19 protein-coding genes are annotated in these 24,317 nt (G+C 69.6%); 12 read left to right on the top strand and 7 right to left on the bottom strand.

The genetic code is table 11. The annotated features are described in order from the left end of the window. Positions 1-24 precede the first annotated feature (24 nt). Positions 25-1,503, top strand: a complete 1,479-nt coding sequence (locus OIE12_RS29040; protein ID WP_329140375.1) for a dihydrolipoyl dehydrogenase family protein — start codon at positions 25-27, stop codon at positions 1,501-1,503. A gap of 561 nt (positions 1,504-2,064) precedes the next feature. On the opposite strand, the gene OIE12_RS29045 is transcribed toward OIE12_RS29040, so the two are convergent. Both OIE12_RS29045 and OIE12_RS29050 read right to left on the bottom strand, forming a co-directional pair. Beyond that, the gene (locus OIE12_RS29045) at positions 2,065-2,721 is read right to left on the bottom strand and encodes a peptide deformylase (RefSeq protein ID WP_329140377.1); all 657 of its coding nucleotides are present in this window, start codon (positions 2,719-2,721) and stop codon (positions 2,065-2,067) included. A gap of 100 nt (positions 2,722-2,821) precedes the next feature. Next, positions 2,822-3,169: a tetratricopeptide repeat protein gene (locus tag OIE12_RS29050; protein ID WP_329142297.1), complete on the bottom strand. Its 348-nt coding sequence runs from the start codon at positions 3,167-3,169 to the stop codon at positions 2,822-2,824. A 100-nt stretch (positions 3,170-3,269) separates the two neighbouring features. Here OIE12_RS29050 and OIE12_RS29055 point away from each other — a divergent pair, with 100 nt between their 5' ends. Further along, entirely contained in the window at positions 3,270-4,235 is a 966-nt protein-coding gene (locus tag OIE12_RS29055) for a pirin family protein (RefSeq protein WP_329140379.1), read from the top strand. Positions 4,236-4,591: 356 nt separating this feature from the next. Here the strand turns inward: OIE12_RS29055 and OIE12_RS33540 are convergent, their stop codons facing one another. Beyond that, positions 4,592-4,819, bottom strand: a complete 228-nt coding sequence (locus OIE12_RS33540; protein ID WP_443053949.1) for a DUF6420 family protein — start codon at positions 4,817-4,819, stop codon at positions 4,592-4,594. 131 nt (positions 4,820-4,950) lie between these two features. Between OIE12_RS33540 and manA the strand changes: the two genes are divergently transcribed. Next, a complete protein-coding gene (gene manA / locus OIE12_RS29060; RefSeq protein WP_329140382.1) occupies positions 4,951-6,156 on the top strand; it encodes a mannose-6-phosphate isomerase, class I in 1,206 nt (401 codons plus the stop codon). Positions 6,157-6,321: 165 nt separating this feature from the next. Next, entirely contained in the window at positions 6,322-7,266 is a 945-nt protein-coding gene (locus OIE12_RS29065) for an ROK family protein (protein ID WP_329140384.1), read from the top strand. A 325-nt stretch (positions 7,267-7,591) separates the two neighbouring features. Here the strand turns inward: OIE12_RS29065 and OIE12_RS29070 are convergent, their stop codons facing one another. Both OIE12_RS29070 and OIE12_RS29075 read right to left on the bottom strand, forming a co-directional pair. Further along, positions 7,592-8,620: a LacI family DNA-binding transcriptional regulator gene (locus OIE12_RS29070; RefSeq protein ID WP_329140386.1), complete on the bottom strand. Its 1,029-nt coding sequence runs from the start codon at positions 8,618-8,620 to the stop codon at positions 7,592-7,594. Continuing rightward, positions 8,617-11,097, bottom strand: coding sequence for a glycoside hydrolase family 2 protein (locus OIE12_RS29075; RefSeq protein ID WP_329140388.1), 2,481 nt, complete (start codon positions 11,095-11,097; stop codon positions 8,617-8,619). Before OIE12_RS29075 ends, OIE12_RS29070 begins: the two co-directional genes overlap by 4 nt. 268 nt (positions 11,098-11,365) lie before the next feature. On the opposite strand from OIE12_RS29075, the gene OIE12_RS29080 reads away from it, so the two are divergent. The 4 genes from OIE12_RS29080 to OIE12_RS29095 all read left to right on the top strand — a co-directional run bounded on the left by OIE12_RS29080 (position 11,366) and on the right by OIE12_RS29095 (position 16,657). Continuing rightward, positions 11,366-12,688 carry an ABC transporter substrate-binding protein gene (locus tag OIE12_RS29080; protein WP_329140390.1) on the top strand — a complete coding sequence of 441 codons (1,323 nt, stop codon included), beginning with the start codon at positions 11,366-11,368 and terminating at the stop codon, positions 12,686-12,688. A 151-nt stretch (positions 12,689-12,839) separates the two neighbouring features. Further along, a complete protein-coding gene (locus tag OIE12_RS29085) occupies positions 12,840-13,814 on the top strand; it encodes a carbohydrate ABC transporter permease (protein WP_329140392.1) in 975 nt (324 codons plus the stop codon). Further along, the gene (locus OIE12_RS29090) at positions 13,811-14,674 is read left to right on the top strand and encodes a carbohydrate ABC transporter permease (RefSeq protein WP_329140394.1); all 864 of its coding nucleotides are present in this window, start codon (positions 13,811-13,813) and stop codon (positions 14,672-14,674) included. The genes OIE12_RS29085 and OIE12_RS29090 overlap by 4 nt, the downstream gene beginning before the upstream one ends. A 693-nt stretch (positions 14,675-15,367) precedes the next feature. Continuing rightward, entirely contained in the window at positions 15,368-16,657 is a 1,290-nt protein-coding gene (locus OIE12_RS29095; RefSeq protein ID WP_329140396.1) for a cellulase family glycosylhydrolase, read from the top strand. A 321-nt stretch (positions 16,658-16,978) separates the two neighbouring features. Here the strand turns inward: OIE12_RS29095 and OIE12_RS29100 are convergent, their stop codons facing one another. Continuing rightward, positions 16,979-18,298 carry an ABC transporter substrate-binding protein gene (locus tag OIE12_RS29100; protein WP_329140398.1) on the bottom strand — a complete coding sequence of 440 codons (1,320 nt, stop codon included), beginning with the start codon at positions 18,296-18,298 and terminating at the stop codon, positions 16,979-16,981. Between the two features lie 345 nt (positions 18,299-18,643). Continuing rightward, positions 18,644-19,873, bottom strand: a complete 1,230-nt coding sequence (locus tag OIE12_RS29105) for an ROK family transcriptional regulator (RefSeq protein WP_329140400.1) — start codon at positions 19,871-19,873, stop codon at positions 18,644-18,646. Between the two features lie 220 nt (positions 19,874-20,093). On the opposite strand from OIE12_RS29105, the gene OIE12_RS29110 reads away from it, so the two are divergent. Genes OIE12_RS29110 through OIE12_RS29125 form a run of 4 tightly spaced genes read left to right on the top strand, consistent with a single transcriptional unit; the run spans position 20,094 to position 24,229 of the window. Then, on the top strand, positions 20,094-21,245 hold the full coding sequence (locus OIE12_RS29110) for a Gfo/Idh/MocA family protein (protein WP_329140402.1): 1,152 nt from the start codon (positions 20,094-20,096) through the stop codon (positions 21,243-21,245). After that, positions 21,242-22,162, top strand: coding sequence for a sugar phosphate isomerase/epimerase family protein (locus OIE12_RS29115; RefSeq protein WP_329140404.1), 921 nt, complete (start codon positions 21,242-21,244; stop codon positions 22,160-22,162). The genes OIE12_RS29110 and OIE12_RS29115 overlap by 4 nt, the downstream gene beginning before the upstream one ends. Before the next feature lie 34 nt (positions 22,163-22,196). Next, a complete protein-coding gene (locus OIE12_RS29120) occupies positions 22,197-23,306 on the top strand; it encodes a Gfo/Idh/MocA family protein (RefSeq protein WP_329140406.1) in 1,110 nt (369 codons plus the stop codon). A gap of 32 nt (positions 23,307-23,338) precedes the next feature. Beyond that, positions 23,339-24,229, top strand: a complete 891-nt coding sequence (locus tag OIE12_RS29125; RefSeq protein ID WP_329140408.1) for a sugar phosphate isomerase/epimerase family protein — start codon at positions 23,339-23,341, stop codon at positions 24,227-24,229. The last annotated feature ends 88 nt before the right edge of the window (positions 24,230-24,317 follow it).

Raw genomic sequence — 24,317 nt, forward strand, 5'->3', positions numbered from 1 at the left:
CACACCACCCACCAGACTGTGCCCATGACGGAAACGGAATCCATCGCGTACGACGTCGTGGTGCTCGGGGCCGGGCCCGTGGGGGAGAACGTGGCCGACCGCACCCGCGCGGCCGGCCTGTCCACCGCGGTCGTGGAGAACGAGCTGGTCGGCGGCGAGTGTTCGTACTGGGCGTGCATGCCCAGCAAGGCCCTCCTCCGCCCGGTGATCGCCCGCGCCGACGCGCGCCGCGTGCCTGGGCTCGCCCAGGCCGTACAAGGCCCCCTCGACACGGAAGCCGTCCTGCGACGGCGCGACTACATGGCGTCCGACTGGAAGGACGACGGCCAGGTCGGCTGGCTGGACGGCATCGGCGCCGACCTCTACCGGGGGCACGGGCGCCTCGCGGGCCCCCGTACGGTCGTCGTGGAGGGACGGGACGGCGGCCGGCAGGTGCTCACGGCCCGGCACGCGGTCGCCGTGTGCACCGGCACCCGCGCCGCGCTCCCGGACCTGCCCGGACTCGCGGACGTACGGCCCTGGACCAGCAGGGAGGCGACCAGCGGCCGGGCGCCGGGCCGGCTGATCGTGGTCGGCGGCGGTGTCGTCGCCGTCGAGATGGCCACGGCCTGGCAGAGCCTGGGCGCCCAGGTCACCATGCTGGTGCGCGGCAAGGGCCTGCTGCCGAGGATGGAGCCGTTCGCCGGGGAGCTGATCGCCGAGGGGCTGACCGAGGCGGGCGTCGACCTGCGCACCGGGGTGTCGGTCACGTCGGTGACCCGCGAGCGGCCGGCGGATGCGGACACCGGCGCTCCGGGCACGTCGGCGCGGCAGGGGAAGGGCACGGTCGTGGCCGTCACCGACACCGGTGAGCGGATCGAGGCGGACGAGATCCTCTTCGCCACGGGGCGCGCGCCGAAGACCGACGCGATCGGTCTGGAGACGGTGGGCCTGGAGCCCGGCTCCTGGCTGAGCGTCGACGACAGCATGCGGGTGGAGGGGAACGAGTGGCTGTACGCGGTGGGTGACGTCAACCACCGGGCGCTCCTCACCCACCAGGGCAAGTACCAGGCGCGGATCGCCGGGGCGGCGATCGCGGCGCGGGCGGCGGGGGACACGGAGGAGGAGTCCGCGGCGTGGGGCGCGCACGCGGCCACCGCCGACCACGGGGCCGTGCCGCAGGTCGTCTTCACCGACCCCGAGGCGGCGGCCGTGGGCCTCTCGCTCGCGGAGGCGGAACAGGCGGGCCACCGGGTCCGCGCGGTCGACGTCGACTTCGCGTCGGTCGCCGCCGCGGGGCTGTACGCGGACGGTTACCGCGGGCGGGCCCGCATGGTCGTCGACCTGGAGGCCGAGATCCTGCGCGGAGTGACGTTCGTCGGCCCGGGCGTCGGCGAACTGATCCACTCCGCGACGATCGCGATCGCCGGCGAGGTCCCACTCAGCCGCCTGTGGCACGCGGTGCCGTCATACCCCACGCTGAGCGAGGTCTGGCTCCGCCTACTGGAGGCATACCGAGGCTGAACGAGGAGCCCGCCCGGAGGCTCGCAGGGGCGGCGCCCCCCCGCGCCCCACGACGATCGGGGGCTCCTCCTGAGCCCCCGATCACCCTCGGTCCACCCACGCTGCGGGGCTCCTCCTACACCTGCCGGCAACCCCGTCCCACCCAGGGGCGCGAGGAACTGCGCGACCAGCCACAACGCACCGGCAGCCGAACACGCGGAGCGCCCGCGCCTCGCGGGGATGGAGGGCACCTCCTAGACCCCCGGCAACCCCGGCCTACCCAGGGGCGCGAGGAACTGCGCGACCAGCCACAACGCACCCGCAGCCGAACACGCGGAGCGCCCGCGCCTCGCGGGGATGGAGGGCACCTCCTAGACCCCAGCAACCCCGGCCCACCCAGGGGCGCGGGGCTGTCCCGATCTGCGGCTCCGCCGCGCGGGCGCGACCAACCACAACGCACCCGCAGCCGAACACGCACCCCCCGACCCCCGCCCCCCGAACCCCACCGGAACGCCGCGGCGCAGCCCCCGCTTCGAAAGGGGGCGGGGGCCGCGCCCCGGACGCACGGCCCCCCCGGCCACGTCAGCCGGGGAGGCCGAACCCCAGCACCCCCGCCGCCCGCTCAACCGTCGGCTCCCCCCACCACCGCCCCACCGCCTCGTTCGTCGACAACGACCGCAACTCCGCCCGGTCCAGATACAACGTGCCGTCCAGATGGTCCGTCTCGTGCTGCACGATGCGGGCCGGCCACCCCACGAACTCCTCGTCCAGCACGGCCCCGCCCGCGTCCAGCCCCCGCAGCCGTACGCGCGCGTGCCGCGCCACCACCGCCTGCCACCCGGGCACGCTCAGACAGCCCTCGAAGAACGCCGCCCGCTCGTCCCCGACGGCCTCGTACGACGGGTTCACCAGCACCCGGAACGGCTGCGGCACCCGCCCCCGCGCCACCCGCACCTCCTCCGGCACCGGCGCCGGATCCTCGATCACGGCGATCCGCAGCGGCACACCCACCTGCGGCGCCGCGAGCCCGACGCCGGGCGCCGCGTGCATCGTCGCGCGCAGGGCGGCGAGGAAACGATCCAGCAGAGCCGGACCGAGCTGTCCGTCGTACGGTTCCGCGCCCCGCCGCAGTACGGGATCACCGGCGGCGACGATCGGCAACGGCCCCTCCACGCCGAGCAGTTCCTCGACGAGGTCGACGATCGGGCGGCCAGGGATGCGGTCAGTGTCTGAAGCCATCGGACCAGCATGACAGGCCCGACAACGTGCGCCGGCGCACGCACACGACACCGCACGCGCCCCTCCGCACCACCCTCGTACCCCCGGCCCCCGTCGCCCCTTACAGCTCGGCGAAGTCACCGGCCATGGCGGAGGCGAGCCGCAGGTGGGGCCCCGCCTCCTCGCTGCGGCCCTGCCGCTCAAGGGTCCGGCCGAGCAACAGCCGGGCGTAGTGCTCCACGGGGTCCCGCTCCACCAGCACCCGCAGCTCCGCCTCGGCCCGCCAAAGCTGCGCCGAGTGGTAGTACGCACGGGCCAGCAGCAGCCGGGGCCCGGTCTGCTCCGGCACCTCCTCGACGAGCCCGCGCAGCACCCGCGCCGCACCGGCGTAGTCCCGCGCCTCGAAGAACATCCGCGCCCGCTCCCAGCGCTCCGCGGCCGTCCCGTGGTCGTAGTACGTCTGCTCCACACCGACCTCCTTCATCGGCCGCACAACACCGGCACCGGAACGAACATTCCAGCCGGCCGCGGGTGCGCACGGGCCCCCGCCGGGCGTTAGGTTGTGCGCCATGAGCAATCTCGACCGCGAGGCGGCACCCGCACTGTGCGGCGGCCGTGGGTTCGTGGTGGCCGAACCGGTACGCGAACTCCTCAGCCCCCGCCGCCTGCGGCTCGGCGAGTCCACCGAGGTGCGCCGCCTGCTGCCCAACCTGGGCCGCCGCATGGTCGGTGCGTGGTGCTTCGTCGACCACTACGGCCCGGACGACATCGCCGACGAGCCCGGCATGCAGGTCCCGCCGCACCCGCACATGGGCTTGCAGACGGTGAGCTGGCTGCACGAGGGCGAGGTGCTGCACCGCGACTCCACGGGCAGCCTGCGGACCATCCGCCCCCGCGAGCTCGGTCTGATGACCTCCGGCAGGGCCATCAGCCACTCCGAGGAGAGCCCCAGGTCGCACGCCCGCTTCCTGCACGGCGCCCAGCTCTGGGTCGCCCTTCCCGATGCCCACCGCCACACCGACCCGCACTTCGAGTACCACGCGGACCTCCCCGAGGTCACCGCGCCGGGACTGAAGGCCACCCTGATCCTGGGCGAGGTCGACGGCACCCGCTCCCCGGGCACGACGTACACCCCGATCGTCGGCGCCGACCTGACCCTGACCCGCGGCGCCGACCTACGCCTGCCACTGGACGCGGACTTCGAGTACGCGGTCCTGTCCATGTCCGGCGAGACCCACGTCGACGGCGTCCCGCTCCTCCCCGGCTCGATGCTCTACCTGGGCTGCGGCCGCCACGACCTCCCCCTGCGCGCCGAGTCCGACGCGAGCCTGATGCTCCTGGGCGGCGAACCGTTCGAGGAGGAACTCCTCATGTGGTGGAACTTCATCGGCAGAAGCCAACAGGACATCGCCCAGGCCCGGTCGGACTGGATGAACAGCTCCCGCTTCGGGGAAGTAAAAGGCTACGACGGCGCCCCCCTCCCAGCCCCCGAACTACCCCCCGTCCCCCTCAAACCCCGAGGTAGGACTCGCTAGCAAGGTCCCGCAGGACTCCCTCCACAACGCGGCCGGGCGAGGCGTGAACCCTCTCGCCCGGCCCACGGAATCCGCACACGCAAACGGCTCCGAGCCACCCCCGAAGCCCCGCCCCCGAAGCGCGGGTTTCGTCAGCTGTGACCATGTCTGCTCGGACTGATGCTGACCCCATGCCGACTTTCCTGACGGGGCGTCAGATTGCTCTGCGTGCTGCTCCGCGGCCCGTGAGAGCCTTCCGGCCAGGGTTCCCAAGCCCGGTGCCGCCGTTCTCTGATCATCGAGCCTTCTGCGGCCACAGCGTGCAACTCGGGCTTGGACGGGCTGATGCTGACCCTCAGCCACGTTTTGTGTGGTCTCTACGACACCGATCTGATCACGCCTCCGGGTAACTGACGGCCGGGCCGATCATGCGTTACGTGCGTGTGCCGGTTCGACAGCTCAGCAGACGATCTTCGAGGCGAAGGCCGTTGCTTTCCGCCGGATTGGGCGGGCTTCTCGGACGGGCGGAGGGTGAGCGGCCCGCCGCCGGGCGTGACGTAGCGGTCGGCGGCCACCGGAGCGACAGTAGTCCGCAAAGGGCGCACTCGTCCTCTGGCGACTGGGAAGGGGCTCCTCTCGTGTGACTTGATCGACCGACCCAAGACTACTATACCGGTTTAATAACGTAGCTCGAGAGTGATCAATCATTGCTTCCTCCGCCTATTACCGTACGACCGTGGATCTACTCCGACCGATCATCAAGCCCTACGCCTGGGGCTCCCGTGAGGCACTGGCCCGGTTGCAGGGGCGCGACGTCCCCACGGCCGGGCCCGAGGCGGAACTGTGGATGGGCGCCCACCCCGCCGGGCCCGCCGGCATCACGCGCGGCGGACGGGCGACGACCCTGGAGGCGGTGGTGGCCGAGAACCCGGAACGGGAGCTCGGAGCGGCGTGCGCCGTCCGGTTCGGCGGCCGGCTGCCCTTCCTGTTGAAAGTCCTCGCCGCCGAGCAGCCTCTGTCCATCCAGGTCCACCCCGACCGGGAACAGGCCCGGGCGGGATTCGCCGCACAACGGGTCGGTGCGGAAGACGGGCCGTACACGGACGACTGGCCGAAGCCCGAACTGCTCTGTGCGCTGAGCCGTTTCGAAGTCCTGGCCGGTTTCCGCGCCCGTGAGGAGGCTGCGGAGGTACTCGACGCACTCGGCCTCCTGAGCTTGCGCCCGGTCGCTGTGTTCCTGCGCACCCGGGGCAACGACACAGCCCTCACCGAGGCGCTGCGGATCCTGCTCGAATGGCCGCCGCACGATCGCGACCTGCTGGTGTCCGACGTCGTTGAGTCGAGTGTGCGCCTGGCGGCGGCCTCCGGGCCCCATCAGGCCGCCTTCGACGCGGTGGTACGTATGGCCCGGTCCCACCCCGGCGATCTGGGGCTGGTGGCCTCTCTGCTCATGCGGCACCAGGTACTGGAGCCGGGCGCCGCGCTGTTCATGCCGGCCGGTGGCCTGCACGCCTACGTCAGTGGAGTGGGGGTGGAGTTGCTGGCCAACTCCGACAACGTGCTGCGGGCGGGACTGACCGCGAAGGAGGTGAACGTGCCGGAGCTGCTGCGGATCACCGACCCGGCGGTACGTGTCCCCGTTCTGCGACCCACGGATGTCCCCGGCTCCGGGCGTACGCGGACGTACGACTGCCCGGTGGAGGAGTTCGCTCTCTACCGGACACAGCTCAACGGCTCGCCAGAGCCCCTCGTGCCGTCTTCCGGACCTCGGATCGCCCTCTGTGTGGAGGGTTCGGTGCTGCTGCGCGGACCGGAAGGGCAGGAACTCCCGCTGGGTCCTGGCGCATCGTGCTTCCTGTCCGCCTCCGACCAGGGGGTCGTGGCGGAGGGCGACGCGACGCTCTTCGTGGCGGCCACCGGGCTCGAACCCCACCGGCACTGAGCGGCGCGGCGGAACTCGTCCACCGGGCGATGGGCACCACGCGAAAGCCATTCGTACAGAGAAAGGGAGACAACGTTGTCAGGCGCGGGTCTCGACATATCCACCCCTCAGGTGAGCGGCGTCTCGACGTCGGTCGCAAAGAAGGGCACACAGGTGTACGCAGCCGTGGACATCGGAGGAACGAAGATCGCGGGTGCGCTGATCGATGATGAGGGATCCGTCCTGCGACGGGCCGAACTGCCCACACCGGCACGGGAGTCCGCATCCCACCTGGCGAGAACCGTCGACGCTGTGATCGACACGCTGGCCACCGACGCCGCCTGGGGCACCGTGCGCGGTCTGGGCATCGCCAGCGCCGGCCCCGTCGACACTGCGTCCGGCACCGTCAGCCCGGTGAACATTCCCGGCTGGCGCGCCTTTCCGCTGGTGGAAAGTGTGCGCGCGCATCCTATGGTGTTCGACGGCATCGAGCCGGTACTGCTGGGTGACGCTGTGGCGATGACGGCCGCCGAGCACTGGCGCGGAGCCGCGCGTGGAGTGGACAACGCGCTGTGCATGGTGGTTTCGACCGGTGTGGGAGGCGGGTTCGTCCTGGATGGCAGGGTGCACCCCGGACCCTCTGGGAACGCGGGCCACGTCGGCCACATCAGCGTCGACCTGGCGGGCCCGCCCTGTCCGTGCGGGGCACGGGGATGCGTGGAGGTGTTCGCCAGCGGGACCGCCATCGCCCGCTACGCCCTCGACACCGGCTGGGAGCCACCGGAGGGGACGGAACCGACGGCTGCCGCGGTCGCCGCCGCGGCACGCGCGGGCGACGGCAGGGCCCAGGCCGCATATGAGAGGTCCGCCAGGGCACTGGCCGCGGCGATCGCAGGCGCCGCGGCCCTGGTGGAGATAGAGGTGGCGGTCATCGGAGGTGGCGTCGCCCAGGCCGGGGAGACGCTGTTCGAGCCTCTCCGTCGCCGGCTGCGTGACTACGCGGTGCTCGACTTCGTCCGCGGTCTCCAGGTGCGGCCCGCCGCGCTGGCTCGCGACGCGGGCCTGGTGGGTGCGGCCGCCGCCGCGCGCGAGTCGGTCAGCACGGAGCCGGTCCGGCCTGCCGGCCGGTAGCTCCGCAACGGCGGGAACGATGATGCGGGCCACGGTTCGGGACTTCTCTTAACCGGTTTCGTAAGAAACGCTGTGCCAGCGTTGGAATGCCCCTACCTTCTGACCGTCACCGAGGGTGGTGATTTCCCGAGCAGCCGCTTTCCGGGTCACCGCCCACGGCGGACGCTGCCGAGGTGGCCGGCGCGCACATGCGGAACCGCTCAGCATGCGTCGTACGGGCAACGCTGCTTACGGCGACGGCAACAAGACCACGGGGGGCCGGTGTCGCCGAACGAGAAGGGCGCGGCACACAGTGCCGCGCCCTTCGTCCGTTCGCGCCCCGCTCCTACGCGCGAGGCGGAGCGGTCGACGCGCGCGGCACCAGCGAGGGCGTCGCAACGGGCCGGGACACGACTTCCCGGCCGGCGATCACGTCGAACAGCACCTGTGCGACCTGCGTCCCGAACCCGTGCACGTCGTGGCTCATCGCCGACAGCGTGGGATGGGTCAGCCGGCACAGTTGGGAGTCGTCCCAGGCGAGCAGGGAGAGGTCGTCGGGGACGGCGATGCCCATCTCCGCCGCCACGCCCAGTCCCGCGACGGCCATGATGTCGTTGTCGTAGACGATCGCCGTGGGCCGTTCGGCGGCCAGCAGCAGTGACCGGGTGGCCCGGGCGCCCTCGTCACCGGAGAAGCCGGTCTCGACGTGCAGGCCGTCGCCCAGACCGAGTTCCTCCATCGTCCTGGCGAACGCGACCGCCCGGATGGCGCTGTGTCCCAGTCCGCCGGGTCCGCCCACACGGGCGACGCGCCGGTGGCCGAGGGCCGCCAGATAGCGCACGGCTTCGGAGACCGCCGTGGCGTCGTCCGTCCACACCGAGGGGAAGCCACCGGTGAGGGTGGGATGACCGACCGCCACGGCGGGGAGGCCCAGCTTGCGCAGAGGGGCGATACGAGGGTCCTCCTGGTGGAAGTCGACCAGGAGGGAGCCCCCGATCTTGCGCTCCCTCCACCAGGTCTCCTGGAGCGTGATCTCCTCCTCCAGGGAGCCGACCAGGCGCAGCAGCAGGGAGCAGTCGTGTGCGGCGAGCACGCTCTCGATGCCGGAGATGAACTCCATGTAGAAGGGTTCGAGACCGAGCAGCCGGGCCGGCCGGCAGATGGCCAGCCCCACGGTGTCGACGGACTGCCGGGACAGGCTGCGCGCCGAGGAGTTCGGCGCCCAGCCCAGCTGCCGCGCGGCCGCGAAGATCCGTTCCCTGGTGGCCTCGGAGACTCCGGGCTTGTGGTTGAAGGCGAGGGACACCGCCCCCTTGGAGACGCCGGCGGCCGCGGCGACGTCCTTGATGGTGACGCGTTCGGAGGGAGCGCTCACGCCGGTTCCACACAGAACAAGGCAGCGCGTACCGAGTTGGCGCCTGTCTCGACGGCGCCCCGCACGCGCAGGCAGATTCGCTCGCCGGGGAGCAGGGTGGTCAGTCCGGTGTCGCAGACGGCGTCCGGTCCGAGCCGGTCGGCCTGCAGGAGAAGGTCCCGTACCAGGGAATGCGCAGTCACCACGACCTTGACACTACCGTCATCGCCGCCGAGCGCGGACTCTATGACGATGTCGTAGTCGGGCGTGGGATAGGCGAACTCCCGGTCGGTGACCGGGAAGTGCAGGGCGCGCAGGCCGCTTTCGGACTCTCCGCCTCGCTCGGGCAGGGTGGGCCCCTGCGCGTCCGCGACGAGGAACTCCTTCGCGGACGACTCGTCCGGAGCCAGCCCCTGCGGTACGGGCTGTCGGTGCACCTCCCGCGCCCCGACCCTCACGTCGAGCTCTTGTTCCGCCACCACAGTGCCGTCTGCCCGCATACGGCGCAGGGTCACCGTTGTGCGCCACGCCTCGGCGGACTGGTTGATCACGGCGAGTGTCGGACCCTCGGGGCCGGGCCGCAGGGTGAGGAGACGGTCGGCGTAGACCCGGCGCAGCTCGTGGTAGAGCGGCTTGAGCCGGCCGTCTCCGTCGATGGCGGCCCAGGAACTGACCGGCCAGCAGTCGTTGAGCTGCCAGACCACGGTGCCGGCACAGACGGGCCACTCGGAACGCCAGTGCTCGATGCCGGCGGCGACCGCGCGCGCCTGCACTACCTGGGCGAGGTAGTGCCAGCGGTCGAAGTCGTCCACGGGGAGCGCGAAGTGCCGTTCGATGCCCCGGTTCAGTTTGCCGTTGCCGTCGTCGGCCTTCTGGTGGTGCAGCATGCCGGGGGAGTCCGGGGCCAGGACCTCACCGGGCAGCGCGCGCCGCAGCGTCGCCGTCGCCGGGGGCGCCTGCCAACCGAATTCCGCGACGAAACGGGGCACCGAGTCGCGGTACTCGGCGAAGTCCCGGCGGTTCCACACCTCCCACGAGTGGTGGGTGCCGTGGGCCGGGTCGTTGGGGTGGTGGTCCCAGGAGCCGGACCACGGACTGCCCGCGGTGTAGGGGCGGGTGGGGTCGAGTTCGGCGACGATCCGGGGGAGCAGGCCCAGGTAGTAGCCCTCGCCCCAGCTGTCGCCGTCGAGTTCGGGCTCCCAGTCCCAGTCGCGGAAACCCCACAGGTTCTCGTTGTTGCCGTTCCACAGGACGAGGCTGGGGTGCGGCATCAGCCGGACAACGTTGTCCCGCGCCTCGGCCTCGACCTCGCCGCGCAGCGGCTGCTCCTCGGGGTAGGCGGCGCAGGCGAAGAGGAAGTCCTGCCAGACCATCAGGCCGAGTTCGTCGCAGGTGTCGTAGAAGGCGTCGTCCTCGTAGATGCCACCGCCCCAGATCCGCACCAGATCCACGCCCGCCTCCGCCGCCTGTCGCAGCCGGGTGCGGTAGCGCTCCGGGGTGACCCGGGAGGGGAAGACGTCGTCCGGGATCCAGTTCACGCCCCGCGCGAAGGTCCGTACGCCGTTGACGACGAAGGTGAACCCGGTGCCGTGCTCGTCCGCCGAGCGGTCCACCGTCACGGTCCGGAAGCCGATCCGGCGCTGCCACACGTCCAACGTGGCATCGGCACCTTCGACGTCCGGAACGCCCCGGTCCAGGAGGGTCACCTCCAGGTCGTACAGCGGCTGATCCCCGTATCCGCGCGGCCACCACAGGTCGGGGTCGGGCACCTCCAGCTCCAGCACCGCCCGCGACCCGTCCACAACGCCCTGGACCTCCACGCCGGCCACACGGGCATGGACCTCGAGCCGGTGATCCGCACCCTGCTCCGTGCGTTCCACATCGATGTGCACCCGCACCCGGCCCACACCGTCCTCCACCGTCACCAGCGGGCGCACGTGCGACACCCGGGCGGTCGACCAGTGCTCCAGCCGGGCGGGACGCCAGATCCCGGCGGTGACCAGCGTCGGGCCCCAGTCCCAGCCGAAACTGCACGCCATCTTGCGGATGTACTGCGACGGCTCGGGATAGACGTTGGGTCGTTCGCCCGTCAGCGCCCGCACCGATGCGGCCTCGTCATAGGCGGAGGCGAAGACGACATGGAGCGGGCCGTGACGGCCGGTGACGTCGAAACGGTGACCGCGGTGCATGTTGCGGGTACGGCCCAGCTCCTGACCGTCGAGAGTGATCACCGCGGCGGTGTCCAGACCGTCGAAGACCAGGTCCGTGCGCTCATGGCGCTCCGCCGCCGCCGCGTCGTCGGCGGCCAGGTCCCGGGTGTAGGTCCAGCCGCGGCGGCCGACCCAGGCCACCTCCCGCTCGTTCATGCCGAGGTACGGGTCCGGGATGAGGTCGGCCCTGAGCAGATCGGTGTGCACGCAGCCGGGTACCTGCGCGGGCAGCGAACCTCCGTCGTGACGGAGACTCCAGCCGGTGTTGAGCTGGACGACTTCCTTCATGTGCGGCTCCTTCGGCAGGGCTGGCCTGGTCTTCGTGTACAACGCAGCTCAACTTAACCCGACATGAATGAACCGGTCTAGTGGCCAGACTGGTAGGGCCGACCTGAATAAGTGCAGGTAAGCGGCGTCTCTCGTCGCATAGGCCTCGGACAGCGGGTAACGATTGGGTATCGCGACGGAAGAGGGAGCTTTACCGGTTCACCAGTGGCTGACATAGTGCCGTCAACCGCCGGAGCCCGAGCCGTAATCCTTGGAAGGAGTTGGGCACATGGGGAAGAAGACGCTGAGCGCCGCTCTGCTGGCAACCACGATGCTGACCGTCGCGGGGTGCAGTGGAGGGGGGAGCGCGAACGCGAACGAGACCGCAGCCGCGCCGGCGAACCCGGACAGTGTCTCAGGGACCATCAAGGTGCTGACCAACCGTACCGACCTGGTACAGGACGGCACGATGAAGAAGTACGCGGCCGAGTTCAACAAGACCTACCCCAAGGTGAAGGTCAAGTTCGAGGGCATCACCGACTACGAGGGGGAGGTGAAGATCCGCATGAACACGGAGAACTACGGCGACGTCCTGCTGATCCCCTCGGTGATCGCCAAGGGCAACTACCCGAAGTTCTTCGCGCCGCTGGGCAACACGTCGTCGATGAAGAAGACCTACCGCTTCACCGACAAGACCAATGTCGACGGCAAGACCTACGGCATCGCCACCTTCGGCACCGCCAACGGCTTCGTCTACAACAAGGCGCTGTGGAAGAAGGCCGGCATCACCGAGTGGCCGACCACGACGCAGGAGTTCCTCGCCGACCTGCAAGCGGTCAAGAAGAAGACCGGCGCCACCCCCTACTACACCAACTACAAGGACGGCTGGCCGCTGTCCACGCCCTGGACCAACGGCGTCGGCTCCGTCAGCTGCGACGCCAAGGCCTCCGACGAACTGGCCGGCACGGACAAGCCCTGGGCGAAGGGCAGCGACCTCAACACCCTCGACACACTCCTCTACGACATCGTCCACGACGATCTCTCCGAGAAGGACCCGACCACCACCAACTGGGAGAGCTCCAAGAGCCTGCTGGCCAAGGGGAAGATCGGCAGCATGATGCTGGGCTCCTGGGCGATCACGCAGATGCAGGACGCCGCGAAGAAGGCCGGCCAGGACCCCGACGACATCGGCTTCATGCCCGTCCCGGCCCAGAAGAACGGCAAGTCCTGCGCCACCCTGGTCTCCGACTACCAGCAGGCCGTGAACATCCACTCGGACCACAAGGCCGCCGCCCGCGCCTGGATCGACTGGTTCACCGAGAAGTCCGGCTACTCCGCGTCCCAGGGCGCTGTCTCCGCCCTGAAGTCCGAGACGATGCCCACAACCCTCCAGGGGTATGTTGACAACGATGTCGAGATGGTGGAGCGTTCCGAGGCGAAGACTGCCGAGGTCAACGCGATCGATGATGCCTCCGAGATCGGCCTGAACAAGCAGGACTACCGGCAGAAGCTCATCGACATCGCCCGCGGCGCCCAGGACGGCTCGTTGCAGGATTACTTCGACGATCTGAACAAGCGCTGGGCCGAGGCCAGGCAGACCGTCGGCTCCTGACCCGGCGGCGTGCCGGGTCCCGGTCCCCCGGCCACAGGACCGGGACCCGGCCCCCCGACCACAGGACCGGGTGCCGGACCTCTCCGACCACAGGCCCGGAACCCGGCGCACCAGCGCCCTCAGCGGACGACGAAAGGCCCTGGCCCCCGCAATGACCAAAACCGTTTCCACCGCCTCACCGCCTGCGCAGGCCCCTCTGTCGGGCCGGGCCGAGAAGCGGCGTTCCCGGCACGAAGCACCGGGCGAACGCTCCTGGCGCCGGAACGCGCTGCGCCGCGCCACCCCCTGGCTGTTCCTCCTGGTCCCCCTCGCCCTGCTGGTCACGTTCACCTACGTGCCCGTAGGCAACATGATCTACTACAGCTTCACCGACTGGGACGGCATCAGCCCCGACCGCAACTTCGTCGGCGCCGAGAACTACACCGAGCTGTTCACCCGGCCCGAACTGTTCCGGGTCTTCGCGGTGAGCCTCTACTACCTCGCCGCCTCCGCCGTGCAGATCGCGATCGCCCTGTTCTTCGCCACGGTCCTCAGCTTCGACCTGCGCTTCAGGAACCTCTTCAAGGGCATCCTGTTCTTCCCGTACCTGATCAACGGCGTCGCCATCGGTTTCGTCTTCCTGTACTTCTTCCAGGACGGCGGCACCCTCGACTCGGTGCTGTCCTGGTTCGGCGCGAACAGCGACCACGCCTGGCTGGGCAGTCCGGAGTCCGCCAACACCTCGCTGGCCGGGGTGTCCGTGTGGCGCTTCACCGGACTGAACTTCGTGCTGTTCCTCGGCGCCATCCAGTCGATCCCCGGAGAGCTCTACGAGGCAGCGCAACTGGACGGAGCCAGCCGCTGGCAGCAGTTCCGGAACATCATCGCTCCCGGCATCCGGCCCGTGCTCAGCCTGAGTGTCATCCTGGCGATCTCCGGCTCCCTCGCCGTCTTCGAGATCCCCTACATCATGACCACCGGCGCGACCGGCACCTCGACCTTCGTCATCCAGACGGTCAAGCTCGCCTTCCAGTTCAACAAGACCGGCCTGGCTTCGGCCTGCGCCGTCGTACTGCTGGCGATCATCCTGCTGATCACCTGGATCCAGCGACGCCTCGTGCCCGACGAGAGGGTGGACCTCGTATGACCATCACCGCCCCCACCCGGCAGCGAACGCGCCGGCGCCCCGGCCTCGGCACCGTACTGACGTACCTGTCGCTCATCGTCGCCTCGCTCGTCGTGCTGCTCCCTCTGGCCGTGGTGTTCCTCACCTCGCTGAAGTCGTACGGAGAGGTCTCGGAAGGTCAGGGTGCCCTGACCCTGCCGCACGACTGGCTGAACTTCTCCAACTACGTCACGGCCTTCAACGACGGCCACATGCTGATGGCCTTCGGCAACACGGCCTTCATCCTGTTGTTCTCGATCACCGGCACCGTGCTGATCGGTTCGATGACGGCGTACGCCATCGACCGCTTCGATTTTCGCTTCAAGAAACTCGTCATGGCCCTCTTCCTGATCGCCACCCTCGTGCCGGGTGTGACGACGCAGGTCGCGACCTTCCAGGTCATCAACAGCTTCGGCCTGTTCGACACCCGCTGGGCGCCGATCCTGCTGTACATGGGTACCGACATCGTGTCGATCTACATCTTCCTACAGTTCATCCGGGGCATCCCCGTCTCCGTGGACGAGGCCGCGCGGCTGGACGGTGCGAACGCCTTCACCATCTACCGGAAGATCATCTTTCCGCTGCTGAAGCCGGCGATCGCGACCGTGGTCATCATCAAGGGCATCACCACGTACAACGACTTCTACATCCCCTTCCTCTACATGCCCTCGGAGAACCTGGGCACCATCTCCACGGCCCTGTTCAGATTCAAGGGCCCCTTCGGCGCCCACTGGGAGACAATTTCGGCCGGCGCCGTCCTGGTGATCGTTCCTACCCTGCTGGTCTTCCTGTTCCTACAGCGCTACATCTACAACGGCTTCGCGCAGGGAGCGACCAAGTAACCAGACATCAGGCACCCGGCTCCACGCGCCTGCCCTCATTCCGGCCGCCGGGCGCGAGCCGGACCGCCCGCCGACCAGCGCCGCCGGCCCCGCGAACACCGCGGGGCCGGCGGCGCTGGTCGTGCAAGGGGAGCCGGGCGAAGGGCGTGTACTTGCGGCAGGTCCGGCGTCCACGGGGCGCGCCCCGTGGACGCCGGGAGGCGGTACGACGGAATTGCCGACAGTCCGGCATGGGCAAGACCGTAGAAGAAAAAGAAACGCCGGGCAACCAGTAGTGCGCGGGCCCATTATTTTAGTACCGGTTTAGCTCGCGGCGGCCTCTTGTTACACGCCTTTGTGAAATGTGAATGACATGTCTATTGACGTGGTCGCAACATCTGGTGCTTCATTGTGGTGCGGCACGATCGGCGGATCCGCTCGAACGGGCGCCAACTGCCGTAAGGGTAAAGATCGTTGACCGCAATCCCTTCGTGCGGCCCGTATTCGACGACGATGTCTTCGCCAACACCCCCGGCGGCACGCGAGACATGGGACATCCCAGGTCCAGCGCGTTGACAACGTTGTCCGACATCCTGCTCGCAGCACACACCGGGGCTTCGTTGTGGGACGACCCTTCACCGAGGGGCGCCCACCATGCTCGGGCGAGGCGAGAGGCAGGACCGGCCGTCCCCACTGCCCCATCCGAGGAGCGACATGCAAAACGCACCGAGAAGCGCTCTGCGCACAGTCGCCGGCACGGCGTTCGCCGCCGTCTTCGGCCTGCTGATCTCCGTCTTCGGCCTCCCCGCCGGCCCGGCCGAGGCCGCGGCCACCGGCATCCACGTCAGCAACGGGCGTGTGTACGAGGCCAACGGGAACGAGTTCGTGATGCGCGGGGTCAACCACGCGTACACCTGGTACCCGGACGAGACCAGCTCCATCGCCGACATCGCGGCCAAGGGCGCCAACACCATCCGCCTCGTACTCAGCAGCGGCGACCAGTGGACGAAGACGAGCACCTCCGAGGTCTCGTCCCTCATCGACCAGTGCAAGGCGAACAAGGTCATCTGCATACTGGAGGTGCATGACACGACGGGCTACGGCGAGGCCTCCGCCGCGGTCTCCCTGGACAAGGCGGCGGACTACTGGGTCGGCGTGAAGAGCGCGCTCGAGGGCCAGGAAGACTACGTCGTCGTCAACATCGGCAACGAGCCGTACGGCAACACCGGTTACTCCGCCTGGACCGCCGACACCAAGAGCGCGATCAGCAAGCTCCGCAGCGCCGGCATCGACAACGCCCTGATGGTGGACGCCCCCAACTGGGGCCAGGACTGGTCGTTCACCATGCGGGACAACGCCGCGTCGGTCTTCGCCTCCGACCCCGACGGCAACACCATCTTCTCGATCCACATGTACGGGGTGTACGACACCGCCGCCGAGGTGGAGGACTACCTGAACCACTTCGTCGACCAGAAACTGCCCATCGTCGTGGGCGAGTTCGGTGACCAGCACAGCGACGGCGACCCGGACGAGGACGCGATCATGTCGACCGCTCAGTCCCTCGCAGTGGGCTACCTGGGGTGGTCCTGGAGCGGCAACGGCAGCGGGGTCGAGTACCTCGACCTGGTCAACGACTTCGACGCGAACTCCCTGACCAGCTGGGGCGAGCGTCTCTTCAACGGGGAGAACGGCATCTCCGCCACGTCCCGGACCGCGACAGTCTACGGCGACGGAGGGACCTCGGGCGGCGGGGACGGTACCGCTCCCAACGGGTACCCGTACTGCGACAGTGCTTCGTCCGATCCGGACGGTGACGGCTGGGGCTGGGAGAACAGCCAGTCCTGTGTTGTCCGCGGCGGTTCGGCGGACACCGGTGGCGGGGACGGTACCGCTCCCAACGGGTACCCGTACTGCGACAGTGCTTCCTCCGATCCGGACGGTGACGGCTGGGGCTGGGAGAACAGCCAGTCCTGTGTCGTCCGCGGCGGTTCCGCCGACAGCTGAGGACAGTACTGAACCGGCCCGGCACGCCCCGATGGGACGCCTTCCCACCCGCGAGCGGTGGGAAGGCGTCCCATCGCCGACTTCGAATTCAATTTCAGCAACATCTCTGGCTACGGAGAGATGCGCGCACGAGTCACCGGGCGGAAAGGAATATGGCTGCCATGTTCCCGCATCGAAGCGCGACCGGCTATATCGGTTCAGCTGAAGGTCGTTGGTCATACGCCAGAACAATGACGCCGCCCTCTGCGCTCGACGCAGAGGGCGACCGCTCGCCGGTGCAGCCGGTGCGACCGGGCCGACGGGTCCGCTGGGGCGGCGGGGTCAGGAGCCGGTGGTCTGCCTGGCCTCGGCCCAGCGCTTGTTCAGATCGTCGAAGTAGTCCTGCAACGAGCCGTCCTGGGCGCCGCGGGCGATGTCGATGAGCTTCTGCCGGTAGTCCTGCTTGTTCAGGCCGATCTCGGAGGCGTCGTCGATCGCGTTGACCTCGGCGGTCTTCGCCTCCGAGCGCTCCAGTAGCAGGACGGCGCCGTCAACGTACGGTTTGAGGGTGCTGGGCAGGGAGGCGGAGCGCAGCGGGGAGACGGCGCCTTCCTTGGCCGAGTAGCCGGACTTCTCGGTGAACCAGTCGATCCAGGCGCGGGCGGCGGCCTTGTGGTCCGAGTGGATGTTCACGGCCTGCTGGTAGTCGGAGAGCAGGGTGGAGCAGTATCTGCCGTCCTTCTGGCCGGGGAACGGCATGAACCCGATGTCGTCGGGGTTCTCGCCGGCCTTCTTCGCGGCGTCCTGCATCTGCGTGATCGCCCAGGAGCCCAGCATCATGCTGCCGATCTTCCCCTTGGCCAGCTGGGACTTGGAGTTCTCCCAGTTGGTGGTGGTGGGGTCCTTTTCGGACAGGTTCTTGTGGACGATGTCGTAGAGGAGTGTGTCGAGGGTGTTGAGGTCGCTGCCCTTCGCCCAGGGCTTGTCCGTGCCGGCCAGTTCGTCGGAGGCCTTGGCGTCGCAGCTGACGGAGCCGACGCTGTTGGTCCAGGGCGTGGACAGCGGCCAGCCGTCCTTGTAGTTGGTGTAGTAGGGGGTGGCGCCGGTCCTGTCCTTGACCGCTTGCAGGTCGTCGAGGAACTGCTGCGTCGTCGTCGGCCAGTCGGTGATGCCGGCCCTGGCCCACAGTGCCTTGTTGTAGACGAAGCCGTTGGCGGTGCCGAAGGTGGCGATGCCGTACGTGGTGCCGTCGACGTCGGTCTTGTCCGTGAAGAAGTACTCGCTGCGCATCGACGAGGTGCTGCCGAGCGGCGCGAAGAACTTGGGGTAGTCGTCCTTGGCGATCACCGAGGGGATCAGCAGGACGTCGCCGTAGTTCTCCGTGTTCATGCGGATCTTCACCTCCCCCTCGTAGTCGGTGATGCCCTCGAACTTGACCTTCACCTTGGGGTAGGTCTTGTTGAACTCGGCCGCGTACTTCTTCATCGTGCCGTCCTGCACCAGGTCGGTACGGTTGGTCAGCACCTTGATGGTCCCTGAGGCGGCAGCCGGGTCGGACGGTGCGACGGCGGACTCATTCGGCGTCGGCGTCCCTCCGCCACACCCCGCGACAGTCAGCATCGCGGTGGTGAGCAGAGCGGCGCTCAGTGTCTTCTTCCCCATGTGCCCAACTCCTTCCGAGGGTTGCGGCTCGGGCTCCGACGGTTGACGGGCACTCTGCCAGCCATTGATAAACCGGTAAAGCAAAGCACCTTGAAGCGATCGAATCGTTACTTTCCGTTGCCCGGCCTTGCTCTTGTCCCTGTTCATGGCACTTGCTGCGGCCCCGGGACGGGAGCATGGCATGCGAGACGAGAAGCCTTCATGGTGCTTGACCGGTCGTTGATCTGTACCGGTTCATGGGCTCTGCGGCGGGGTGGCGAGGACCCCGGCGGTGTCGCTCATGCGTCGGGGCCGACAGTGCGCGGTGTTCGGCGAGTCTCGGTCCGAGAGGCACTCGGACAGGGCTCACTCAGCCTCGCTGAGCAGCCGGGCCACGCCACCGGGGCCGAACACCTCGCGCATGGCCAGGGCGATCCCGCCGTGCAGCCCCGACGCACTCTTCAGGCGCGTGGCCGTGATGGTGAGCTTGCGGGTGGCCAGTGGCAGGGCACGTTGGTAGACGGCGGCGCGTACGGCGGAGACGAGGTCGTCGCGCAGTTCGCTCAGCGGCCCGCCCAGGACCACCGTGCGGGGATTGAACATGTGCACCAGCATGGCGACCACCTCGCCGACCTCCGTGGCCGCCTGGCGCACGGCGTGCAGGGCGGTGGGGTCGCTGTCGGCGATGCGCCGGGCCAGTTCACGGGTTCCGTGCAGCACGTCGCCGTCGGCGACCTCGGGAATGCCCAGGCCGCGCAGGACCGCACGGTGGGACGCCAGGGCGCCGACACAGCCCACGTTGCCGCAGGCGCACAGGACGTTGCCGCCTCCGACGGCCCTGATGTGGCCGATGTCGCCGGCCGCTCCGTCGGCGCCGCGGTACAGACCGCCGTCGGTGGTGACGAGGCCGGATCCGATGCCGGTGGCTATCTTGACGCACAGCAAGGGGGTGTCGAGGCGACCGTGCACGGCCTCGCCGAGCGCCATCAGGTTGACGTCGTTGTCCACCACCACCGGCGCCCCGAAGTGTCTGCGCAGATGGTCGGCGACGGGATAGCCGTCCCAACCGGGCATGCCGGTCGGCTGCACCGCGCATCCCTGCTCGAAGTCGACCGGGCCGGGCAGGCCGACGACCACCTGACGCACGCGGCCGGGTTCGCACCGATGTCCCTCGAGGAGGGCCCGCAGCCGTTCCGTCACCGCGTCCAGCACCGTGGAGGGCCCCGCGTCGATCGGGACGGGGACGGTCTCCTGCGCGATCATCCGTCCCGTGAGGTCGGCGATGGCCGCCTGCGACGCGGAGGTGTCCACGTCGATGGCGACGACCGTGCCCGCCTGTGGACTGATCGTCAGCACACGTGGAGGACGGCCCCGTACGGAGTGCCGGGACTCGACCTCCCGCAGAATTCCCGTACCGACGAGGTGGTCGACCTGCTGGCCCACGGTCGACCGGGCCAGGCCGCTGCGACGGGCGATCTCCGCCCGGTTGGTCGCCTGGCTGGTCACCACGAGGTCCAGCACCTTGCGCAGCGCCAGGGGTACGGGCGCGGGTGCGGAACTGGCCGTCTCTGCATCGCTGGCGTCATCTTTATGCACTCGTGTGAACGTAATGTTGCTTACTTGAGTCCGTCAATAGCCTCTTCCTGAGTGGTGGCCATTAGGGAGCTAAGCGGACAGGTCGACCGTTCATTGGCCGGAATTAGGCCTTGGAAAAAATTAAATGCTGCCCCTTGTGTGCCTCGTGCGAACTAAACGATGGTGATGCGCAACGCGGCGTTCAGGTCGCGGTCGCACAGTGGACCACGGAGGTACAGCGGTGGGTGGAGCGATACGGGCCGTGGTGATCGGCGCCGGGATGATCGGTGCCGTGCACGCCGCCGCGATTCGTGCCGTCGGCGGCGAACTGGCCGGCGTGGTGGCCTCGACACCCGAGCGCGGCGCACGCACGGCCGACGAGTGGAACGTCCCCGCCCGCTACCCGGACCTCGACGCCGTCCTGGCCGACGACAGCGTCTCCGTCGTCCACGTGTGCACCCCCAACGCGCTGCACGTGCGGCAGGCGGAGGCGGCCCTGACGGCGGGGAAGCACGTGGTGTGTGAGAAGCCGCTCGCCACGTCGGTGGCCGACGCCGAGCACCTGGTGCGGCAGGCTGAGAAGGCGGGCAGGCTGCTCGCCGTTCCCTTCGTCTACCGCTACCACCCGCTCGTGCGGGAGATCCGGGACCGCCGGCTGCGCGGTGAGTTCGGCACCTGGCAATTGCTGCACGGCAGCTACCTCCAGGACTGGATGCTCTCCGCGGACGCCATGTCGTGGCGGGTCGACCCGGCCGAAGGCGGAGCCTCGCGGGCGTTCGCGGACATCGGCTCGCACTGGTGCGATCTGGTGGAATGGGTCGCCGGGGTCCGGTTCACCGAGCTGACCGCGCGCCTCGGCACCACCGTGGCCACCCGGCCCGCCGGGACCGGCACGAGCTTCGCCACCGCCGCGGCGGGCCCCCGGGTCCCCGTGCGCACCGAGGACGTCGCGACCGTCCTGATGCGCACCGGCGACGGCGTACTGGGCAGCCTGACCGTCTCCCAGGTATCGGCCGGCCGCAAGAACCGTCTCTGGTTCGAACTCGACGGCTCGGCCGGCAGCGCGGTCTTCGACCAGGAGAGCGCGGAGACCGCTTGGCTCGGAGGGACGGACGGCGCCCGCGTGCTCTTCCGCGATCCCGGCCACGGCTCGGCCGAGCAGCGCCGTCTCTCCCGCCTGCCCGCCGGTCACGCCCAGGGGTATGCCGACTGCTTCGCCGCCTTCGTCGCCGACGCCTACGCCGCGATCCGGGGCGAGTCGCCCGAGGGACTGCCCACCGGCGCCGACGGAATCCGCTCCGCACACCTCGTCGAGGCCGTCCTCGCCTCCGCGGCGTCGCTCACCTGGACCGACGTCGCCTCCGCACCCGTATCCCAGGAGATCCCCGCATGAAACTCGGCATGCTCACCGCCTGCCTGCCCCAGCTCTCCCTCGCCGAGATCGCCGCCTGGGCGGCCGGAACCGGTTACGAGGCGCTGGAGGTCGCCGTCTGGCCGAGCACCGGCGGCCGTGACTTCGAGGCCGCCCACCTGCCGGTGGCCGGTTTCGGCGCCCGGCACGCCGACGAGACCCGGACCCTCATGGACCGTCACGGCCTCGACATCTCCGCCCTCGCCTACTACGAGAACAACCTCCACCCCGACCTCGCACGGCGCGAAAAGATCCGTACCCACCTCAAGGCGGCGGTGGACGCGGCGGCCCTCCTCGAAGTTCCCTACGTGGGCACCTTCGTCGGCCGCGACTGGACCCGCCCGGTGGCCGCCAACCTGGACGAGGCGGAGAAGGTCTTCCCCGAGCTCGTCGAGTACGCGGGGGAGCGGGGCGTGCGCCTCGTCATCGAGAACTGCGTGATGGAGGGCTGGCACCCCGACGGCTACCCGGGCAACCTCGCCTACTCGCCCGAGCTGTGGGAATGGATGTTCTCCCTCGGTCTGTACCTCAACTGGGACCCCTCCCACCTGACCTGGATCGGCGTCGACCCGGTCACCACCGTCGCGCCCTACGCCGACCGCATCGTGCACGCCCAGGCCAAGGACCTCCAGATCCAGCCCGGCAAGATCGACCGCTACGGCGTCTTCGGCAAGGCGGTGCGCCGCGAGGACCCCTGGGACACCGGCTGGTGGCGCTACCGCGTACCGGGCCGCGGCCAGGTCGACTGGAACGCCGTGGTGGACGCCCTGTACGAGCACGGCTTCACCGGCACCCTCTCGGTCGAGCACGAGGACCCGGTCTGGAGCGGCACCGAGGAACGGGTGAAGACCGGCCTGGAGATCGCCCACCGCACCCTCAGGCCGCTGATCGCCGCCTGACGTCCCCCGAACATCCCCCAAGTACAGGAACCTCATGGCTCAGCAGCAGACAAGGCGCCGCATCGGCATCCTCGGCGCCGGCAACATCTTCGGCCGCTACGTCGAAGGCATGCGGAACTTCCCGGAGCTCGACGTGGTCCGGGTGGCCGATGTCGACACCGAACGCGCGAAGCAGGCAGCGGCCGAGTACGGCATACCGGCCTCTGGCGACCCGGACGAACTCCTGGCGGACACCTCCGTCGAGATCGTCGTCAACATCACCCCGCCGCGATTCCATGCCAAGACCGTCATCGCGGCGCTGGACGCCGGCAAACACGTCTACGTCGAGAAGCCGATGGCCGCCACCGTCGAGGAGGCCCGCGAGGTACTGGCCGCCGCCGCCCAGGCGGGCCCGCTGCTGGGATCGGCCCCCGACACCTTCCTCGGCAGCGCCGTGCAGACCGCCCGGCACGCCCTCGACAGTGGTCTGATCGGCGAGCCGGTCGGCGCCACCGCCTTCGTGCGCTCCAGCCGGTCCGAGACCTGGCACCCCGACCCGCGCGCCTTCTACGGGCCCGGCGGCGGCCCCGTACTGGACATGGGCCCCTACTACCTGGCCGCGCTCGTCAACTGCCTCGGACCTGTGGCGGAGGTCTCCGCCGCCACTCGCATCGGCGCCCCTACGCGCCGGGTGACCAGCCCCGACCGTGTGATCGACGAGGTCACCGTCGAGGTCCCCACCCACGCCTCGGCGACCCTGACCTTCGCCTCCGGTGCCCTCGGCACCGCCCTGATGAGCTTCGACATCTGGGACACCGAGCTGCCGCGCATCGAGATCTACGGCACCGAGGGCACCCTCGCGCTGCCCAACCCCAACTTCTTCGACGGCGACGTACGCCTCAAGCGCCACCAGGACCAGGAGTGGCAGGTGCTTCCCCCGGTCACCGAGTTGTTCGGCGCCGTGGGTACCGCCGAGCAGTACCGCCGCGGTCTGGGCGTGCGCGATCTCGCGCAGGCGATCGACGGCGGCCCGCTCCGGGCGAACCCGCACTTCGCCTTCCACACCCTGGAGGTGCTCGCGAGCTTCGAGACCTCCCAGAAGGAGAAGCGTTTCGTCGCGCTGGAGAGCGACTGCGAGCGTCCCACGCCGCGCACCGCTCACTGAGACCACCGAGAACACCGGAAGGACCACCGACCATGAAGATCAGGCAGGACCGCCTCGCCATCAACCCCCTCCAGTGGGTCGCGAGCGCCGAGGGCTGGATCGACCCCTCGCTCGCCCCTTCCCTCGACACGCAGCTGGGGGTGATCCGCGACGCGGGCATCACCACCCTGCACAGCGCGGTACCCGGTGACCTGACTCCCGAGCGGTATGCCGCCAAGCTCGCCGAGTACGGCATCGCCCCCGGCCCCGGCTACATCCCGGTCCGTCTCAGCGACGACTCCGGCGAGCGGGGGACCTTCCGGGACAACGCCGCCCGGGTCGCCGCACAGCACGCGGCCCTGGGGGTGCCGGTGGTCTTCCTCGCCATGGGGATGGCCAAGGACGCCGAGCGCGTGGCTCGTCCCGCGGTCGGCCACCTCGCCGACCGGGGCCGACTCGAACAGGTCCGTGACCTGCTGGCCGAGATCGCCGGGATCATCCGCGCGGAGGGGATCACCCCCGCCTTCCACCCGCACGTCGGCACCTGGGCGGAAACCGAGGAGGAGACCCGCTTCATCCTCGACACCGTCGACGCCTCCGTCCTCGCCTTCGGCCCTGACATGGGCCATCTGGCCTGGGCGGGCGCCGACCCCGCACGGTTGGTGCGCGACTACGCGGACCGGGTGGCGAGCGTCCACATCAAGGACCTCGACCTGAACCTCGCCGCGCAGGCCAGGGACGCCGGCTGGGACTATCGCAAGACCGTGCTGGCCGGACTGTGGTCGGAGCCCGGGCACGGCAACGCCGACATCGACGGCTTCGTCTCCGCGCTGCCGGACGACTTCGACGGCTGGCTCGTCATCGAGGTCGACCGGGGAGCCCGGCCGACACCCGAGGAGAGCGTGCGTCTGTGTGGCGAGTGGGCCGCACGGGCCGGCCGATGACCGCGTTACGCACCCGGCACAGGGAGCGCGCGGCCGCGGCCGCGCGACGCGGGGCGATCGCGTGGCCGGCCGTGCGCGGCCGGCCACG

The sequence above is a fragment of the Streptomyces sp. NBC_00670 genome, from assembly GCF_036226765.1.
Classification (GTDB): Bacteria; Actinomycetota; Actinomycetes; order Streptomycetales; family Streptomycetaceae; genus Streptomyces.

Coding starts and splice junctions, on each gene's coding strand:
- OIE12_RS29040 (WP_329140375.1), top strand. CDS start 25: ATGACGGAAACGGAATCCATCGCGTACGACGTCGTGGTGCTCGGGGCC.
- OIE12_RS29095 (WP_329140396.1), top strand. CDS start 15,368: ATGCAAAACGCACCGAGAAGCGCTCTGCGCACAGTCGCCGGCACGGCG.
- OIE12_RS29115 (WP_329140404.1), top strand. CDS start 21,242: ATGAAACTCGGCATGCTCACCGCCTGCCTGCCCCAGCTCTCCCTCGCC.
- OIE12_RS29120 (WP_329140406.1), top strand. CDS start 22,197: ATGGCTCAGCAGCAGACAAGGCGCCGCATCGGCATCCTCGGCGCCGGC.
- OIE12_RS29085 (WP_329140392.1), top strand. CDS start 12,840: ATGACCAAAACCGTTTCCACCGCCTCACCGCCTGCGCAGGCCCCTCTG.
- OIE12_RS29090 (WP_329140394.1), top strand. CDS start 13,811: ATGACCATCACCGCCCCCACCCGGCAGCGAACGCGCCGGCGCCCCGGC.
- OIE12_RS29100 (WP_329140398.1), bottom strand. CDS start 18,298: ATGGGGAAGAAGACACTGAGCGCCGCTCTGCTCACCACCGCGATGCTG.
- OIE12_RS29075 (WP_329140388.1), bottom strand. CDS start 11,097: ATGAAGGAAGTCGTCCAGCTCAACACCGGCTGGAGTCTCCGTCACGAC.
- OIE12_RS29125 (WP_329140408.1), top strand. CDS start 23,339: ATGAAGATCAGGCAGGACCGCCTCGCCATCAACCCCCTCCAGTGGGTC.
- OIE12_RS29045 (WP_329140377.1), bottom strand. CDS start 2,721: ATGGCTTCAGACACTGACCGCATCCCTGGCCGCCCGATCGTCGACCTC.
- OIE12_RS29055 (WP_329140379.1), top strand. CDS start 3,270: ATGAGCAATCTCGACCGCGAGGCGGCACCCGCACTGTGCGGCGGCCGT.
- OIE12_RS29080 (WP_329140390.1), top strand. CDS start 11,366: ATGGGGAAGAAGACGCTGAGCGCCGCTCTGCTGGCAACCACGATGCTG.